This is a genomic window from Vibrio sp. D404a (genome assembly GCF_030248535.1).
In the GTDB taxonomy this organism is placed as follows: Bacteria; Pseudomonadota; Gammaproteobacteria; order Enterobacterales; family Vibrionaceae; genus Vibrio.
Genome location: NZ_JAHGAJ010000016.1, coordinates 159,926 through 176,983 on the forward strand (window position 1 = coordinate 159,926; position 17,058 = coordinate 176,983).

Sequence of the window (17,058 nt, forward strand, 5' to 3'; positions counted from 1 at the left end):
GTAACGATATGTAAATCTCATGTCATTATTGACTCAAATACACAGAAAGGGAGGCTTAGCCTCCCTTCTTTGTTGCACCCTAATGAGAAACTAAATACTATCTGCTAACTGAGGCTGACTTATTGCCCACCCCAATTGAAATCGTTAAGGGATTTACTGTGAAAAAACTGATTAGCTTCGTTTTGTTCGCAATGCTTGCAGCCCCAGCTGCGTTTGCGCAAGACCGTTATATTGCTGATAAACTATTTACTTATATGCACTCTGGCCCAAACAACAGCTACCGTATTATTGGTAGTGTCGATGCAGGTCAAAAAATCACATTCCTACAAGCAAATAAGCAAACTGGTTACACCCAAATTCAAGACAACCGTGGCCGTAAAGGCTGGGTTGAAAGCAAGTTTGTGACCTCTCAAGAGAGCATGTCACTGCGTATGCCAAAGCTAGAGAAAGAGCTGGCAGAAGTGAAAGAAAAACTGGCTAATGCACGTCAAAGCGCAGACAGCGAAAAAGCAGGCCTAGTAAGTTCACTTGACTCTCGCAATACTCAAATCTCTGAGCTAGAGCAGAACTACAGCGAGATCAGCCAACAGCTGACAAGTGTTCAAACAGAGAACCGCGAGCTACGCGCTAAGCTAGACACACAAAAAGATGACCTACTATTGAAGTACTTCATGTACGGCGGTGGTGTTGCGGGCTTGGGTCTACTATTCGGCCTTATTCTTCCGCACCTTATCCCGCGTAAGAGAAAGTCACCAAACGGTTGGGCTTAATCTCAAGAATCAAAAAAGGAGCACTCAGGTGCTCCTTTTTATTTGCCTATTCTTTTCCTTCAGCGTGATTAGCCTTGCCACTCATAAAGGGCTGGGATTTCGATCGCCTGCTCTTCAAACTCCACCACAATCGATTGGGGCTTCACTTCGATTAGCTGCACCTCTGGAGTTACCCACTCACCCTGCGCGACCTCTTTATCATTAATCTTTACCCAACGCCTCTCTGCACTGCTCGAGTACATATGCGTTTGCAGGTTCAAGCTAGGTAGACGACCACTTAGACTACGGGTATGGGACTCCAGTTGAATGGTCGGTTGCGGGCGGTATTGGTCAATATCCACCTCAGGGGAAGAGTCATTGTTGTCGAGAATCGACTCGATCTTCAGCGCCAACTCAGGAGACAGCTCAGTAAGGTCTAACCCTTGAAGCAAGTCGCTCTCCGTGGCCTCACTATTTGTACTCTGCGGGTTTTGATTCAGCGGTTCCGGCTCAGCCGCGATCAACGATTGCTCACTCTCTGTATTCGATGTGCCCAATACCACAGAGTCTTGTTCATTCTCCCATTGTGTCTGCTGCGCTGTGTCTTCAGCAGTAACCTCATTCACCTCAGCGAAACTGAGTTGACGAGGTAATGCCTTCAGCTGACCAAACTCTGGTGCTGGGCGAATGGCGAACAGCTCCGGCTCTGATTCTAGCTCTACAACCTTCTCTTCTACTTTTGGGGCGAGTGGCTGTAGCGGCTCATTCAGTGTTGTCGCAGTTTTTTCATCGGTCTCAAGCTGAACCAAAGGCTCAGAGGCTGCCGCTTTCGTTTCTGTAGAACGCTGTTGATAGAGTAAACCACCGGCGACGATCAACGAGGGAACCAATAAGATAAGTAAGCTCAGCGCAATCGACGCACCTCGGTGAGAGCGTGGGGGGGAAGGCGGATTCGCGACATGGTGTTGCTGAAAACCTGGCAGCTCTGACTGCTGTAAACGGTTCATCGTTCGAGACATTAGCCTTGCTCCTCATTAATGCTCATCAATACCGGCGAATCAAACTGAGCCACACGCTGCAGTCTTGCCAATGTGCGTCGGCCAGCGATACCGTCAACTGCCATGCCCTGCCACACCTGAAATGCCTCAACTTTACGTTTTAGCTCTTCATCAAAGCGATCTTGGCCAGTGACGTTTTCGCCTAATACCTCAGACAACAACAGGTCGAGCAGCGCAACCGCTTCACCAGTGTCGCCCTCTCGTAATGTCTCTCGCAGTGGCTGCTTCCATATCGCCACGTAGTCGCCTTGCCATAGTGTCTCTAATGCTGACACAGGTAGTTGCACTATCGATTGATTGACCAACAGCTCCACAGAGTCCTTAGAGATTCCATACAGCACAGCGTGATATGACTGCCCCTCAAGCTGGAGATTAAGTACGACTGGCGAGTTTAGTTCGATAAGCTCTGCCAGTGACGCCTGACCTTCCACACACACAAACACGCTTTGCGGCTCACTCAAACAGAGCCCATCTCTGAGCGAAGATTGGTACCCCCAAAGCTGATAGAGGTCTTGAATAGCGGATGCTCGGTTTGTTCCTTGCTGTATCTGGTTAGCAATGTCATCAGGCAAAACCGAAGGCTTGATCTCGGCTTGCATCTCAATCGGTGCTTGTACTGCAGTCTTAATCTGAGGTTGAACCTCATCCACGACATCATGGCTGGCAGACCACTGCTCGATACCTTGAGGTAAATAATTCAATGTACCCCACGCTAAACCCAAACCTATAACAGCAACGGCGCTGTATTGCACCATCTTAGGCCACATCGTTGAGATCTGTTTTACCGGCGCTTGGTACACCTCTGCTTGGAAAGACATGATCTGCTGACAAGCCTGCTCCACCGTTGTTTGAGACGGGGTTTTCTCGCCCTGATGAAAACTCAGCTGAAGTGCTTTATCGCACACCAAGTTAATCAACCTTGGAATGCCATGGGTATATTGAGCAATCGACTTCACCGCTCGGTTCGAAAACAGCATCTGCTGCGCGCCTGCGGTCTCCAAACGAAATGCAATGTACTTACCCGCCTCTTGAGCATTAAGAGGTAGCAGGTGATAACGCCCTGTGATGCGTTGTGCTAGCTGTCGCAGTTGATTGGTTTGTAGGTGTTGTTGCAGTTCTGGCTGCCCCACCAGCAATACCTTCAATAATTTTCGGCTGTCAGTCTCTAGATTCGTCAGCAGTCGCAGCTGCTCTAACACATCGGCAGCAAGGTGTTGGGCTTCATCAATCACCAGTAGGGTTTGAATCCCCTGCTCATGGCTATCGAGTAAGAAACCATGGATAGCTTGGCTCAACTGCTTAAGTGAGGCTTGCTCTGGATAATCAATCTCGAACTCATCACAAACCGCTTCTAGCAGTTCAATGTTAGAGAATGTCGGATTCAGTATAAGGCCCGCTTGCGTCTGTTCATCCAAAGATGCCAGCATCGCTTTGGCGACCGTGGTTTTACCCGTTCCCACTTCCCCTGTCAGCATGGCAAAGCCACCACCATCGCCAAGACCCGCCTGCAGGTTCTGCATCGCTTCTTGGTGACGCTGACTTAAAAACAAGTAGCGAGAATTTGGTACAATCGAGAATGGCATCTCTACGAAGCCAAAATATTCCTTATACATGGGCTGCCCTATAATTACGATAAATGGAAATTACCATTGCTTGCCGTAAAGTCCAGCAGTGATAAAAGATTTCGAGGTGATAAGTTGCAAAACTACGATGGCTTACCAATACACCAAGGCCTAAAACGATATTTAGTGGGTGGTGCGGTACGCGACCAGTTACTGGAAATAGCGAGCTACGACAAAGACTGGGTTGTTGTCGGTAGTACCCCGCAGCAAATGGAAGCGCTTGGCTTTACTGCGGTTGGTAAAGAGTTTCCGGTATTCCTTCACCCGAAAACCAAACAAGAGCACGCATTAGCAAGAACAGAAAAAAAATCAGGTTCTGGCTATACGGGTTTTGAGTGCTACTTTGCCCCCGATGTGACCCTAGAAGAAGATCTCATGCGTCGCGATCTAACCATCAACGCGATCGCACAAGATGAACAAGGCACGCTATACGACCCTTACCGTGGGCAACAAGATCTAGAGAACCGTATCTTAAGACACGTTTCAGATGCCTTTGTTGAAGATCCTCTGCGCGTCCTGCGCGTGGCTCGATTTGCTGCCAAGCTCCATCATCTAGATTTTACCATTGCGCCAGAAACCCTGGACATGATGCAGCATATTGTTGAATCTGGAGAGCTTGAGCACCTAACTGCTGAACGCGTTTGGCAAGAGTGGTACAAATCGCTCAGCACCCCGCACCCAGAAGTATTCCTTTCAACCCTTCACGATTGTGGTGCACTTGCGGTGGTTCTTCCTGAACTGGATGCGCTGTTTGGCGTCCCTCAACCTGAAAAGTGGCACCCTGAAATCGACACTGGGATTCACACCTTGATGGTTGCTCAGCAGGCTGCTCTATTAAGCCCTTCACTACCCGTGCGCTTTGCGGCGCAAGTGCACGACCTTGGTAAAGGTGTTACACCAGAAAGTGAATGGCCAAGCCACAAGATGCATTGTCATACCGGCCTTAAGCTGATCAAAGGCTTATGTGAACGCGTGCGTGTGCCGAATGAATTTCGTGATTTGGCATTGCTTGTGTGTGAACAGCACTCCAACATCCACCGTGCTGGTGAACTCAAGCCTGCTACCTTCCTTAAGATCCTCAACAAGTTTGATGTGTGGCGTAAACCAGAAAGACTTGATGACATCTTGCTATGTTGCCAAGCCGATCATGCAGGAAGAAAAGGATTAGAGTCTGAGCCTTATCCACAAAAACCGCGCTTTGAAGCCGCGTACCAAGCCGCACTTGGGGTGGATGTGAAAGGCGTGATTGCAGACGGTTTTAAAGGCAAAGAGATTCGAGATGAACAAGAGAAGCGCCGTATTGAGGCTATTGAGAGTGCTCTCACTTCTGCTTAAAACAACTCGCTGGTATTAATCCACCCCGAAAACAACAAAGCCCGCTGAAGTCAGCGGGCTTTGTACGTATTAAACGTTGAGTCGAGGCTTATTGCATCATCAAGAAAGCAAACAGACCACAACCTAGAATCAGGCGGTAGATAACAAATGGAGTCATACCCATACGAGAAATCAGCTTCAAGAAGAAGTGAATACAGATATAAGCACTAATGAAAGAGACCGCAATACCGGTCAACAAAGTACCGACATGGATAGGGTCACCGCTTGTGACTAGCTTAAGGCCTAGGTAACCACCCGCCAATGTAATGATTGGAATCGACATCAGGAACGAGAAACGAGCAGCCGCTTCACGAGTAAAACCAAGGTAAAGCGCTGCAGTGATGGTTGCACCTGAACGAGACGTACCCGGGATCATCGCCATCGCTTGTGCAATACCAATGAATAAGGCTTTTTTCCAACCCGCTTGATACTCATCATCACGTAGTGCTGAGTTCTTATCGACCCACCACAACAACAAGCCAAATACGATGGTTGTTGTCGCAATCACCCATGCGCTACGCAAGTAGATTTCGATGATGTCTTTCATCAGTAAGCCAAACACACACGCGGGAATGGTCGCTAAGATGATCATCCAAGCCAGTTTAGCTTCTTTGCTACGATCGCCTTTAAAGACAGATCCGAAAAAGGCATTCAGCAGTGAGACCACCTCTTTGCGGAAGTAGATCACGACCGCTGCCAAGGTACCTACGTGCACTGCAACATCGAATGCCAAGCCTTGATCATCCCAGCCAAGTACCGCTGAAGGAAGGATCAAGTGTGCAGAACTTGAGATAGGCAAAAATTCGGTAAAGCCTTGCACTAACGCCAAAATAAACGCTTCAAAATAACTCATTTCTAACCTTATAAATTTATAGTTGTATATCTACGGCTGAGAGGGAATCTAGCTGCTCCATTTTCTGCCATATTTCACTGACGGTTCGTCCATCCTGAGGAATAACCCGCGCAGGACAGAGATCATAAAGTGGTTGTGTGACAAAAGGATATTTAAAGATATCGCTACGAGGAATTTGAGGCTTTTGAGAAGAGATAACCTCACCAAATAACACGATATCGAGATCCAAGTTGCGGTCTTGTAGCTTGTTGGCATCCTTCGCGCGCCCGTATTTAAACTCAATTTTACGCAACTGTTGTGAAAATTCGGTCAATGACAACAAAGTATCGAGCTCAATCACAAAGTTATAGAACGGATGGCTATCAAAACCGACCGGTTCACAATGATAGATTGGGGAGCAACGTAAATTGCTCCCCAAAGATTGCAGCTCTAGCCAAGCGGCTTTAGCGTGTTTGTCACGGTCGATATTAGTACCGACCCCGACATAAGCAATGGTCATGCTTGGCCTCGTTCGATGACAACACCTACCGCTTTCGCTTGAGGTACTGCACCCGGCTTAGCAAGACGAATCTTAATCCAAGGTACAGAGAACTGAGTCATGATCAGCTCTGCGATCTCTTCTGCGACACGCTCTACCAGTAGAAATCGACCATTCTCAATATGCTCAAGGACCGCAGTGCTCACCTTAGAGTAATCTAATGCATCAACAACATCGTCGCTCTTGCCAGCAGGGCGATTGTCGTGAGCCATCTCAATATCAAGCACCAGTTTTTGCTTAATCTCTTGTTCCCAATCGTAAACACCAATCGTCGTGATTACTTCTAACTGTTCGATGAAAACTTTATCCAGTGCCATTAGTTGTCCTTTTAGAGGTCGGATACCCAAAATTGGGAAAAAAACGTATTATTTGCCTAATTCAAGATATGATATCAATTACTCTTGGATTGAGCATTATTTTCGCACCATTAAGGACAGACATGACTCCACTGGCACTCATTATGATCATTGCAGCCTATCTATTGGGTTCAATCTCAAGTGCGGTCTTAATATGCCGAGTCGCGCGTCTGCCCGATCCAAGGACAGTCGGCTCTAATAACCCCGGAGCAACCAATGTATTGCGCATTGGAGGCAAGGCTGCTGCGGCCTCTGTACTGCTGTGTGACATGCTAAAAGGGACCATTCCGGTCTGGCTTGGCTACTTTCTCAATATCGATCCAATCATTCTGGGCGTGGTCGCCATTGCCGCTTGTCTTGGTCATATGTATCCAATCTTTTTTCACTTTAAGGGTGGCAAAGGCGTCGCAACTGCTCTGGGTGCGATAGCCCCAATTGGTCTCGACCTTACCGGGATGATCATGGCGACTTGGTTACTGGTAGCGTTTCTATTTCGCTATTCCTCTTTGGCTGCGATCGTGACGGTGCTAGTCACGCCTTTCTATGCTTGGATGGTGAAACCACAATACACCCTACCGGTGGCTATGCTGTGCTGTCTAATCGTGTTGCGTCATCACCAGAATATTCGTCGCCTACTCGATGGCAGCGAGCCAAAACTCGGACAAAAAAAATCGGCGTAACCTATTTAGACTACGCCGACTTTCCATCATTTCGTTGGTAACTCGATTACACCAACAGGTGCTTATCTAAGAAGCCTGCTAGCATCTCATTCACAAACTCTGGTTGCTCTAAGCTACTGATGTGTCCTGCATTGGGAATCACCACCAACTCACTGCCAGCGATACAATCGTGCATCAGGTACGACTCCAATACTGGGCGAGGTTTATCTTCTTGACCTACAGCGACCAATACGGGCAGTGCAAACTTCTCGATCGTTTCAATCATGTCACGACGACCAAACACCATGCGACCAATTTGCGCCACTTGCTCTGCCTGCTCACCCGCTAAGTTCGCCAGTTTTTCCGTGAACGCTTGCACTAATTCAGGTGTGTTTTGCTCGGCTTGATTAGCGAAGAACAGCGGAACTACCGCTTCTACGATAGGTGGTGGAACCATCTTGGTTTGCGCGATGGTATCCAGCATTGAGAAGTACTTAGCATGCGCCACTTCAGGCTCAAGGCCGACGAAGGTGTCCATAAGGGTTAGGGTTTTCACTCGTGCAGGCGCCAGTTCTACAAGCTCTGTGCCCCACATACCACCGACAGATAAGCCAACGATAGAGAACTCATCAATCGCTAAATGATCCAGCAGCGCCAATACATGTTGAGCATAATCCTTTAGCGTCCGCATTGAGCTTGGCGCTGCATCAGATTGGCCATGTGACCAAAATTCAGGAACGATGCAGCGGTACTTAGATTTAAGCGCCTCTACCTGCGGTTGCCACATTGCACTATCCCACAGATAGCTGTGCCCAAATACCAATACAGGCCCCTGCCCTTCATCCAAGTAGGTCATGGTTTGATTATCAATCGTGAAATTATTCATTCTCTTCCCTAATTCATACAAAAACGGCCGCTACTTCGGCGGCCGTTTATCAATAAAGCTTTGGTTAGTCTGCGATAGGCTCAAGCTGATCGATTGGCCAACGTGGAGTCGCTTGTACAGAAAGATCAGCCACTTCACCATTCTTCAGACGCTGCATACCCGCGTACGCGATCATCGCGCCGTTATCGGTACAGAACTCAGTGCGTGGGTAGTACACCTCACCACCAATTTTCTTCGCTAGCGCTTCTAGCTCTGCACGCAACTGCTTGTTTGCACTCACACCACCAGCAATAACTATACGTTTCATGCCCGTTTCCGCCAAGGCGCGCTTACACTTGATTACCAAGGTACCACACACAGCTTCTTGGAACGCGTATGCGATATCTGCGCGAGTTTGGTCGCTGTCATCGTTGTCTCGAATGGTATTTGCCGCAAAGGTTTTTAGACCAGAGAAGCTCATATCAAGACCCGGACGGTCCGTCATTGGGCGTGGGAATTTAAAGCGACCTGGTGTGCCCTTTTCTGCCAAGCGAGACAGCAGTGGACCACCTGGGTAATCTAAGCCCATCAGCTTAGCGGTTTTATCGAAGGCTTCGCCAGCTGCATCATCAATCGACTCACCAAGGATACGGTATTCACCGATACCTTTTACTTCTACCATCATAGTGTGACCGCCTGAAACGAGCAGCGCCACGAATGGGAATGGTGGTGGGTTATCTTCTAACATAGGCGCAAGCAGGTGACCTTCCATGTGGTGCACAGGCACAGCAGGCACACCCCAAGCGTAAGCAATACTACGACCAATCGTTGCACCAACAAGCAGAGCGCCAACCAGACCTGGACCTGCCGTGTAAGCAACACCATCAATGTCTTTAGAGGTTAAGTTTGCTTCTTTAAGAGCGGCTTTAATCAGTGGGATGGTTTTTTTCACGTGATCACGTGATGCCAACTCAGGTACCACACCGCCGTAATCGGCGTGCAGTTTTACTTGGCTGTAGAGCTGATGAGAAAGCAGACCTTGCTCATCATCATAAATTGCGATTCCTGTTTCATCACAAGAGGTTTCAATACCAATAATGCGCATAATTTTCTCGGCACGCTTTCATCTTTAATGGGAAATTAGCGCAATATTACCCTGCCTAAGCTCAGCAAACAAATATTGTACAGACTATAATCGACAAAGTGCTTTACAAAGCCACTGTGATCGGATTAAAATTCCGCACCATTTTTGATCAAGCTGGTTAAGACTGAATATTTAAGTTCAGTTCACTAAGTTACCAGCGTTAACGAATAACCCCTGAGGTGAAAGGCATATGCCAGTAGTTAAAGTACGTGAAAACGAACCGTTCGACGTTGCACTACGTCGTTTCAAGCGCTCTTGCGAAAAAGCAGGTATCCTTTCTGAAGTGCGTCGTCGTGAGCACTATGAAAAACCAACTACAGTTCGCAAACGCGCTAAAGCAGCAGCTCAAAAGCGTCACGCTAAGAAGCTAGCTCGCGAAAACGCACGTCGCGTTCGCCTGTACTAATAACTTAATCCATAAGGACTGAGTTATGGCTCTTATTGAACAACTCAAAGAAGAGCAAAAATTAGCGATGAAAGCCAAGGACAAACCGCGCCTTGGCACTATCCGTTTAGCTCTTTCAGCTATTAAGCAACGTGAAGTTGACGAACAGATCACTCTGAACGACGACGACATCCTTGCTGTTCTAGTTAAGATGGTTAAACAGCGTCGCGATTCTGTTGCTCAATATGAATCAGCTGGTCGTCAAGATCTTGCTGACGTGGAACAAGCAGAAATTGCTGTACTTGAAGGCTTTATGCCTCAACCGCTTACTGAAGAAGAAGTAATCGCACTACTTGATAGCGCAATTGCAGAAGCTCAACCTGCGGGCATGCAAGACATGGGTAAAGTAATGGCTATCTTGAAACCACAAATTCAAGGGCGTGCAGATATGGGTAAAGTTAGTGGTTTAGTTCGCTCTAAACTCGCTTAAACCCAAATCAAATTGCAACAAGCCGTGCAATCCTATGGAACGCACGGCTTGTTTGTATCTGCTACCCATTCAAACTATTATCATCACTCTCAGTTAGTGCATTTTTCTAAGGTTTTATGGCTGGAATTATCCCACGTAGTTTCATTGATGACCTCCTCGCGCGTCTCGATATCGTCGACATCATTGACGCACGCGTAAAACTTAAGAAAAAGGGCAAAAACTACAGTGCTTGTTGTCCATTCCACAACGAGAAAACCCCCTCTTTTAGTGTAAGCCAAGAAAAGCAGTTCTATCACTGTTTTGGTTGTGGCGCACACGGCAACGCTATTGACTTCATTATGGAGTTTGAGCGCCTCGAATTTGTTGAAGCTATTGAAGAACTTGCGAGCTTCCTTGGTTTAGACGTCCCTCGTGAGCAGCGCAGTGGTGCCATTTCAACTCAGCCGCGTGCTAACACAGAGCAAAAGCGTAACCTATATGACTTAATGGGTGGTATTAGCCAATTTTACCGCTCACAGCTAAAACTCTCTGCCAGCAAACCCGCGATCGAATACCTCAAGAACCGAGGTCTGTCGGGCGAAATTGTGCAGAAGTTTGGTATTGGTTATGTCGCCGATGAGTGGGACCTCGTTCGCAAGAATTTCGGACAACAGAAAGAAGCGCAAGACATGCTGGTCACTGGCGGCATGTTAATTGAAAACGACAAGGGTAACCGCTATGACCGCTTCCGTGGTCGTATCATGTTCCCGATCCGTGACCGTCGCGGGCGAGTGATTGGCTTTGGTGGTCGTGTTCTTGAAGATGGCACACCAAAATACCTTAACTCCCCTGAAACGCCGATCTTCCACAAAGGCAAAGAGCTATATGGCCTTTACGAAGTCTTACAGGCTTACCGTGAGCCACCTCAAGTCTTGGTGGTTGAAGGTTATATGGATGTTGTCGCGCTGGCACAATATGGCGTAGATTACTCCGTCGCTTCTCTGGGCACCTCAACTACGGGTGACCATATCCAAATGCTATTCCGCCAAACTCATACGGTTGTGTGTTGTTATGATGGTGATAGAGCGGGTAAAGAAGCGGCCTGGCGTGCACTGGAAAATGCTCTAGAGTATTTGAAAACGGGTAACACCCTTAAGTTTCTGTTCTTGCCTGATGGCGAGGACCCTGACAGCTACATCAGACAGCATGGCAAAGCAGCTTTTGAACAACTGGTTCAAAACGCCACACCACTATCGACGTACTTGTTCGACAATCTAATTGAAATCCATCAATTAAATCTGGGAACAACCGAAGGTAAGTCGGCATTAAGAGCCCATGCTAGCGCCCTGATAAATAAGATTCCTGATAGCTACTTCCAAGAACTGCTCGAAAAGTTATTGGATGAACGCACGGGATTTGATAATCAGCTAAGAAGAGCTAGAGTTCATACCAAGAGCTCTACCCCTCAACCGCATAAAGAGCTTAAGCGCACCCCTATGCGAGAGGTGATCGCTTTGCTTCTACAAAATCCGAGCTATGCTGATATGGTACCGGATTTATCAAGTGTTCGAGAGTTGGCTTTACCTGGTTTAAGTTTATTCGTTGAAGTACTTGATAAATGCCATACTAGCCCCCATATCAACACCGGCCAGTTATTAGAGCATTGGCGACACAGTAAACATGAGGCACTTCTGTCTCGTCTCGCGAGCTGGGAAATCCCCCTCGATGATGACAATCAAGAAGATATATTCTTAGACTCATTGGACAATATTCTTGCCCAGTGCGTAGAAAAACAAATTGAAAACCTGCAGGCCAAAGCAAGAAGCGTCGGTTTATCAGCCGAAGAAAAAAGGGAGCTGCTAGCCTTGATGCTAGATTTAAAAGCGTAACCCTGTTTGATTAGTCAGCATTGATAAAATTTGTTAACATTTATGGTTTGCATTTGAGAATGCAACGTCCTTCACCAGACCTGAAGTTGGATATCATCTATGGATCAAAATCCGCAGTCACAGCTAAAATTACTTGTTATTAAAGGCAAGGAACAAGGCTATCTGACCTACGCCGAAGTAAACGACCACCTACCTGCAGAAATTGTTGATTCTGAACAGGTAGAAGACATCATTCAGATGATTAACGACATGGGTATCAAGGTAGTAGAAACTGCTCCTGATGCCGATGATCTAGCCCTTAATGATGACGATACCATCACAGATGAAGATGCAGCCGAAGCGGCAGCAGCAGCGCTTTCAAGCGTAGAAAACGAGATCGGTCGCACAACCGACCCGGTACGTATGTACATGCGTGAAATGGGTACCGTTGAACTACTGACTCGTGAAGGCGAGATCGATATCGCTAAGCGTATCGAAGATGGTATTAACCAAGTTCAGCTTTCTGTTGCTGAATACCCGGGCACTATCCCATACATCTTAGAGCAGTTTGACAAGGTTCAAGCTGAAGAGCTACGTCTTACCGACCTGATCAACGGCTTCGTTGACCCAGACGATGACGGTACAGCTGCACCAACGGCGACGCACATCGGTTCTGAGCTGGCAGAATCTGATCTTGACGACGAAGATGCAGAAGACGTAGAAGACGAAGACAACTCTGAAGAGGAAGAAGAAGATACAGGTATCGATCCTGAACTTGCTCTTGAGAAGTTCACAGCGCTTCGCACAAGCTACCAAAATCGTCAGCTAGCGATCAACGAATACGGCGCAGACAGCCCGAAAGCCGTGCTTGCAACAACTATGATGCAAGACGTATTTAAAGAGTTCCGTCTAACGCCAAAACAGTTCGACTACCTAGTAAACGAACTGCGTACTTCAATGGATCGCGTACGTACTCAAGAGCGCCTAATCATGCGCCAAACGGTTGAGTACGGCAAAATGCCGAAGAAATCTTTCATTGCTCTATTCACAGGCAACGAATCTAGCGAAGCATGGTTGGATGAAGTTCTAGCTTCTGACAAGCCATACGCAGAAAAGATCAAACGTAACGAGAACGATATCCGTCGCTCAATCCAAAAACTGGATATGATCGAGAAAGAGACATCTCTTACTGTTCAAAGCATTAAAGATATCAGCCGTCGTATGTCTATCGGTGAAGCTAAAGCTCGTCGTGCGAAGAAAGAGATGGTTGAAGCGAACTTACGTCTAGTAATCTCGATTGCTAAGAAGTACACCAACCGTGGTCTACAATTCCTGGATCTTATCCAAGAAGGTAACATCGGTCTGATGAAAGCGGTAGATAAGTTCGAATACCGTCGTGGTTACAAGTTCTCGACTTACGCTACATGGTGGATCCGTCAAGCAATCACTCGTTCGATTGCCGACCAAGCTCGTACTATCCGTATCCCGGTTCACATGATCGAAACGATCAACAAACTAAACCGTATCTCTCGTCAAATGCTGCAAGAGATGGGTCGTGAGCCACTACCGGAAGAGTTGGCTGAGCGCATGCAAATGCCTGAAGACAAGATCCGTAAAGTACTGAAGATCGCTAAAGAGCCTATCTCAATGGAGACACCTATCGGTGACGACGAAGATTCGCATCTAGGTGATTTCATCGAGGATACAACACTAGAACTACCTCTAGACTCTGCAACGGCAACAAGCCTGCGTGGTGCAACGAAAGACGTTCTAGCTGGCCTAACGCCTCGTGAAGCGAAAGTACTACGTATGCGTTTCGGTATCGACATGAACACTGACCACACTCTAGAAGAGGTTGGTAAGCAGTTCGACGTAACTCGTGAGCGTATTCGTCAGATCGAAGCAAAAGCACTACGTAAGCTACGTCACCCAAGCCGTTCAGAAACTCTACGTAGTTTCCTAGACGAGTAATCTCTTGCGAGATTTGACTAGCTTTTAAGCAGATAAGAAGAAAGGTGAGCGTTGGCTCACCTTTTTTGTATCTATATGATTTAAGTGGCTAAGAACTAAGCGCAATTGGTCCCTTTAGTGGCTAGACACCACCATTTGCATCCCCTATAATCATTGCCCTACGGCCCCTTAGCTCAGTGGTTAGAGCGCACGACTCATAATCGTTCGGTCCCCAGTTCAAATCTGGGAGGGGCCACCAAATTTAGAAAAGCCAGAACAGTTCACGCTGCTCTGGCTTTTTGCTTTTCTGGGCCAAACCACTTTTCTGCTCCCTCTTCCCAACCCTAGCTCTTCCTATTCACAGCATCTTTGAATCTATTTCCTCAACACTTCTTCACAGCACGGTGTATTCAATCACTTAGCTGTGACTTGATTTGCGTTTTTTTGTTTGAAAAGGCGGCACTATGAAAGGTCACAATTCCATCAACTGTTCAGGGAAGACACATGAAAGACGAAACTCTCTCGATTCATCACGGCTACGAAACTGACCCAACTACAAAATCGGTCGCCACACCTATCTACCAAACGGTGGCTTATGAATTCGATGACGCGCAGCACGGTGCAGACCTATTCAACCTTGAAGTTCCGGGTAACATCTACACTCGTATCATGAACCCAACCAACGATGTACTGGAAAAGCGCATGGCGGCACTTGAGGGCGGTATAGCGGGCTTGGTTGTGAGTGCAGGTAGTGCGGCAATCAACTATGCGATTCAGACCTTGGCACAAATTGGAGACAACATTGTTTCTACACCGCAGCTGTACGGTGGTACGTACACGCTGTTTGCGCACATGCTACCAAACCAAGGCATCGAAGTGCGTTTCGCGAAAGACGATAAACCGGAGAGCCTAGCAGAGCTTATCGATGAAAAAACCAAGGCAGTTTACTGTGAAAGTATCGGTAACCCTGCAGGTAATATCATTGATTTAGAGCGTGTGGCTGAGCTTGCCCACGCGCAAGGTGTTCCTGTCATCGTCGACAACACAGTTGCAACTCCAGTGCTATGCAAGCCTATCGATTTTGGCGCGGACATTGTTGTGCATTCATTAACGAAATACGTTGGCGGCCACGGTACCACTCTAGGTGGAGTCATTGTCGATTCAGGTAAGTTCCCTTGGGCGGAGCATAAAGATCGCTTCCCAGTATTCAACCAACCCGAGCCGTCTTACCATGGCGTGGTATACACCGAAGCCTTTGGTGAAGCTGCCTTTATCGGCCGAGCGCGTACAGTACCGCTGCGCAATACGGGGTCAGCACTTTCACCAATGAATTCCTTTATGCTGATGCAAGGCTTAGAGACCTTATCACTGCGTATGGAACGTCACACTGAAAATGCCTTCAAGGTTGCTGAGTACCTCAAGCAGCATGATAAAGTGAGCTGGGTAAGTTATGCAGGCTTGCCAGACTCAGAGTTCTACCCACTGGCAGAGAAATACATGCAGGCTAAACCTTCCGCTATTTTGTCTTTCGGCCTCAAGGATGGCTATGAAGCTGGAGTTCGCTTCTATGACGCGCTGCAGATCTTTAAGCGCCTGGTGAATATTGGTGATGCTAAGTCGCTAGCATGTCACCCAGCATCAACGACTCACCGTCAGTTAAGTGAGCAAGAACAGAAGCAAGCAGGTGTATCTCCAGAGATGATTCGTCTATCTGTTGGTATCGAGCATATCGACGATATTCTTGCCGACCTAGAACAAGCATTAAACGCTTAACTCTACGTTTCTATAACAAACAACACCATAGGCCAGCATGTATGTGCTGGCTTATTTGTTGACGCTATCGTTCTGTGATTAGCATATCAATTAAGCAATAACGATATCTTCCCTACTTCCCGCCTTCTTCCAGAATATCTTTCTACATAAGAGAGATATATATCCCCCAAACATCTTCATACCTAACTTAAACTTGAACGAAACGACTGTCACCGCTCACTTCTCATCAAATAAGCTTGATTGACCTTGCCGAGATAACTCGGGAGTCTAAGTTAAACCTATAATAATGACAGCCGATAATGGGAACCTCATGACGACTCGATACAAAATCCTCCCCCTAATCAAAGCAGCCTCAGTGGCGCTGCTCGCAACCGTTTCACTCTCCGCACACGCTGCAGACAAAGTCTACCGTTTGAAACTCGCCGAAACTTGGGGACCGAATACCCCAATCCTTGGCGATGCCAGTAAAAACATGGCCAAGCTCGCCAATGAAATGTCTAACGGCCGCCTGCAGATCCGTATCGACTCTGCCAACAAACACAAAGCACCGCTTGGCGTGTTCGATATGGTGAAATCGGGGCAATACGATTTGGGGCATTCCAGCTCTTACTACTGGAAAGGCAAGGTACCCAATACGCTCTACTTCTCGTCGATGCCTTTTGGAATGATGACCACAGAGCAGTACGCATGGTTTTATCAAGGTGGTGGCATGGAGCTAATGCAAGAAGTCTATGCGCCACATAACCTGCTCTCCTTCCCTGGTGGTAACTCAGATATTCAAATGGGTGGCTGGTTTAAGAAAGAGATCAACTCAATCGAAGATCTAAAAGGTTTGAAGATGCGCATCCCAGGCTTCGCTGGCGAAGTGTTTGCTAAGGTGGGTGCCAAGCCAACCAATATTGCACCGGGTGAACTCTATACCTCTCTAGAGCGTGGCACCATTGATGCGCTCGAATGGGTTGGGCCAGCCTTTGACCTGCGTATGGGCTTTCAAAAAATTGCGCCTTATTACTACACCGCATGGCATGAACCGGGGTCAGAGACTCAATTCCTCGTGAATAAGAAGACTTGGGACAAGCTACCAAAAGACCTGCAGCTGATTCTAGAGACCTCATTCCGCGTAGCCGCCTTTGATATGTACACCCAAGCGCTCGATGCTAACGCGAGCAGCTGGGCAACTATGCAGTCCGATTACCCAGATATTAAGGTCCGTGATTTTCCGCCAGAGGTACTGCAGACCATGCGTAGCGCTACCGATGAGCTTCTTGCTGAGCAGGCAGCAAAAGATCCACTCGCTAAGAAAATCATCGACTCTCAAGCTGAATACTCGAAGAAGGTTCGTGCATGGACCAATATCTCAACCAAGGCATACCTCAACCACGAATAACACAGGCT

The 17,058-nt window shown here is 47.5% G+C and carries 16 protein-coding genes and 1 tRNA gene; 10 read left to right on the top strand and 7 right to left on the bottom strand.

Features of this window, described 5'->3' with window-relative positions; translation table 11 throughout:
- The first annotated feature begins 158 nt into the window (after positions 1-158).
- A complete protein-coding gene (locus KI655_RS09745; protein WP_285404196.1) occupies positions 159-770 on the top strand; it encodes a TIGR04211 family SH3 domain-containing protein in 612 nt (203 codons plus the stop codon).
- A 68-nt stretch (positions 771-838) separates the two neighbouring features.
- On the opposite strand, the gene KI655_RS09750 is transcribed toward KI655_RS09745, so the two are convergent.
- The gene (locus KI655_RS09750) at positions 839-1,768 is read right to left on the bottom strand and encodes a general secretion pathway protein GspB (RefSeq protein WP_285404198.1); all 930 of its coding nucleotides are present in this window, start codon (positions 1,766-1,768) and stop codon (positions 839-841) included.
- Complete coding sequence (locus tag KI655_RS09755; RefSeq protein WP_285404201.1) at positions 1,768-3,420, bottom strand: ExeA family protein; 1,653 nt, start codon at positions 3,418-3,420, stop codon at positions 1,768-1,770. The genes KI655_RS09750 and KI655_RS09755 overlap by 1 nt, the downstream gene beginning before the upstream one ends.
- Before the next feature lie 36 nt (positions 3,421-3,456).
- Between KI655_RS09755 and KI655_RS09760 the strand changes: the two genes are divergently transcribed.
- Positions 3,457-4,764, top strand: coding sequence for a multifunctional CCA addition/repair protein (locus tag KI655_RS09760; RefSeq protein WP_285404203.1), 1,308 nt, complete (start codon positions 3,457-3,459; stop codon positions 4,762-4,764).
- Between the two features lie 88 nt (positions 4,765-4,852).
- Here KI655_RS09760 and KI655_RS09765 read toward each other — a convergent pair whose 3' ends face one another.
- From KI655_RS09765 to folB, 3 genes are read right to left on the bottom strand one after another with little or no spacing between them, the layout of a single operon-like run.
- Positions 4,853-5,656: an undecaprenyl-diphosphate phosphatase gene (locus KI655_RS09765; RefSeq protein ID WP_285404205.1), complete on the bottom strand. Its 804-nt coding sequence runs from the start codon at positions 5,654-5,656 to the stop codon at positions 4,853-4,855.
- A 16-nt stretch (positions 5,657-5,672) separates the two neighbouring features.
- Complete coding sequence (gene folK, locus KI655_RS09770; RefSeq protein WP_285404207.1) at positions 5,673-6,155, bottom strand: 2-amino-4-hydroxy-6-hydroxymethyldihydropteridine diphosphokinase; 483 nt, start codon at positions 6,153-6,155, stop codon at positions 5,673-5,675.
- Complete coding sequence (folB, locus tag KI655_RS09775; protein ID WP_032553075.1) at positions 6,152-6,511, bottom strand: dihydroneopterin aldolase; 360 nt, start codon at positions 6,509-6,511, stop codon at positions 6,152-6,154. Before folB ends, folK begins: the two co-directional genes overlap by 4 nt.
- A 122-nt stretch (positions 6,512-6,633) precedes the next feature.
- Here folB and plsY point away from each other — a divergent pair, with 122 nt between their 5' ends.
- Positions 6,634-7,230: a glycerol-3-phosphate 1-O-acyltransferase PlsY gene (plsY, locus tag KI655_RS09780; RefSeq protein ID WP_285404210.1), complete on the top strand. Its 597-nt coding sequence runs from the start codon at positions 6,634-6,636 to the stop codon at positions 7,228-7,230.
- Positions 7,231-7,276: 46 nt separating this feature from the next.
- Here plsY and KI655_RS09785 read toward each other — a convergent pair whose 3' ends face one another.
- Positions 7,277-8,095 carry an alpha/beta fold hydrolase gene (locus KI655_RS09785; protein ID WP_285404212.1) on the bottom strand — a complete coding sequence of 273 codons (819 nt, stop codon included), beginning with the start codon at positions 8,093-8,095 and terminating at the stop codon, positions 7,277-7,279.
- A gap of 64 nt (positions 8,096-8,159) precedes the next feature.
- The gene (tsaD, locus tag KI655_RS09790; RefSeq protein ID WP_285404214.1) at positions 8,160-9,179 is read right to left on the bottom strand and encodes a tRNA (adenosine(37)-N6)-threonylcarbamoyltransferase complex transferase subunit TsaD; all 1,020 of its coding nucleotides are present in this window, start codon (positions 9,177-9,179) and stop codon (positions 8,160-8,162) included.
- Between the two features lie 229 nt (positions 9,180-9,408).
- Between tsaD and rpsU the strand changes: the two genes are divergently transcribed.
- From rpsU to KI655_RS09825, 7 genes are all read left to right on the top strand, one after another.
- Positions 9,409-9,624, top strand: a complete 216-nt coding sequence (gene rpsU / locus KI655_RS09795; protein WP_001145625.1) for a 30S ribosomal protein S21 — start codon at positions 9,409-9,411, stop codon at positions 9,622-9,624.
- Positions 9,625-9,649: 25 nt separating this feature from the next.
- Positions 9,650-10,093 carry a GatB/YqeY domain-containing protein gene (locus tag KI655_RS09800; protein ID WP_032553070.1) on the top strand — a complete coding sequence of 148 codons (444 nt, stop codon included), beginning with the start codon at positions 9,650-9,652 and terminating at the stop codon, positions 10,091-10,093.
- 116 nt (positions 10,094-10,209) lie between these two features.
- A complete protein-coding gene (gene dnaG / locus KI655_RS09805) occupies positions 10,210-11,961 on the top strand; it encodes a DNA primase (protein WP_285404216.1) in 1,752 nt (583 codons plus the stop codon).
- A gap of 99 nt (positions 11,962-12,060) precedes the next feature.
- Complete coding sequence (rpoD, locus tag KI655_RS09810; protein ID WP_285404219.1) at positions 12,061-13,911, top strand: RNA polymerase sigma factor RpoD; 1,851 nt, start codon at positions 12,061-12,063, stop codon at positions 13,909-13,911.
- Positions 13,912-14,073: 162 nt separating this feature from the next.
- Positions 14,074-14,149: transfer RNA gene (locus KI655_RS09815), tRNA-Ile, on the top strand.
- A 245-nt stretch (positions 14,150-14,394) separates the two neighbouring features.
- Positions 14,395-15,663 (top strand): O-acetylhomoserine aminocarboxypropyltransferase/cysteine synthase family protein, encoded by a 1,269-nt coding sequence (locus KI655_RS09820; protein ID WP_285404220.1) that lies wholly within the window; start codon positions 14,395-14,397, stop codon positions 15,661-15,663.
- A gap of 310 nt (positions 15,664-15,973) precedes the next feature.
- The gene (locus tag KI655_RS09825; RefSeq protein WP_285404221.1) at positions 15,974-17,050 is read left to right on the top strand and encodes a TRAP transporter substrate-binding protein; all 1,077 of its coding nucleotides are present in this window, start codon (positions 15,974-15,976) and stop codon (positions 17,048-17,050) included.
- Positions 17,051-17,058: the final 8 nt, after the last annotated feature.

Bases quoted from the DNA above. Each gene is read 5' to 3' on its own strand.
- KI655_RS09750 (WP_285404198.1), bottom strand. From the start codon at position 1,768: ATGTCTCGAACGATGAACCGTTTACAGCAGTCAGAGCTGCCAGGTTTT.
- KI655_RS09755 (WP_285404201.1), bottom strand. From the start codon at position 3,420: ATGTATAAGGAATATTTTGGCTTCGTAGAGATGCCATTCTCGATTGTA.
- KI655_RS09765 (WP_285404205.1), bottom strand. From the start codon at position 5,656: ATGAGTTATTTTGAAGCGTTTATTTTGGCGTTAGTGCAAGGCTTTACC.
- folK (WP_285404207.1), bottom strand. From the start codon at position 6,155: ATGACCATTGCTTATGTCGGGGTCGGTACTAATATCGACCGTGACAAA.
- folB (WP_032553075.1), bottom strand. From the start codon at position 6,511: ATGGCACTGGATAAAGTTTTCATCGAACAGTTAGAAGTAATCACGACG.
- plsY (WP_285404210.1), top strand. From the start codon at position 6,634: ATGACTCCACTGGCACTCATTATGATCATTGCAGCCTATCTATTGGGT.
- KI655_RS09785 (WP_285404212.1), bottom strand. From the start codon at position 8,095: ATGAATAATTTCACGATTGATAATCAAACCATGACCTACTTGGATGAA.
- tsaD (WP_285404214.1), bottom strand. From the start codon at position 9,179: ATGCGCATTATTGGTATTGAAACCTCTTGTGATGAAACAGGAATCGCA.
- rpsU (WP_001145625.1), top strand. From the start codon at position 9,409: ATGCCAGTAGTTAAAGTACGTGAAAACGAACCGTTCGACGTTGCACTA.
- KI655_RS09800 (WP_032553070.1), top strand. From the start codon at position 9,650: ATGGCTCTTATTGAACAACTCAAAGAAGAGCAAAAATTAGCGATGAAA.
- dnaG (WP_285404216.1), top strand. From the start codon at position 10,210: ATGGCTGGAATTATCCCACGTAGTTTCATTGATGACCTCCTCGCGCGT.
- rpoD (WP_285404219.1), top strand. From the start codon at position 12,061: ATGGATCAAAATCCGCAGTCACAGCTAAAATTACTTGTTATTAAAGGC.
- KI655_RS09820 (WP_285404220.1), top strand. From the start codon at position 14,395: ATGAAAGACGAAACTCTCTCGATTCATCACGGCTACGAAACTGACCCA.
- KI655_RS09825 (WP_285404221.1), top strand. From the start codon at position 15,974: ATGACGACTCGATACAAAATCCTCCCCCTAATCAAAGCAGCCTCAGTG.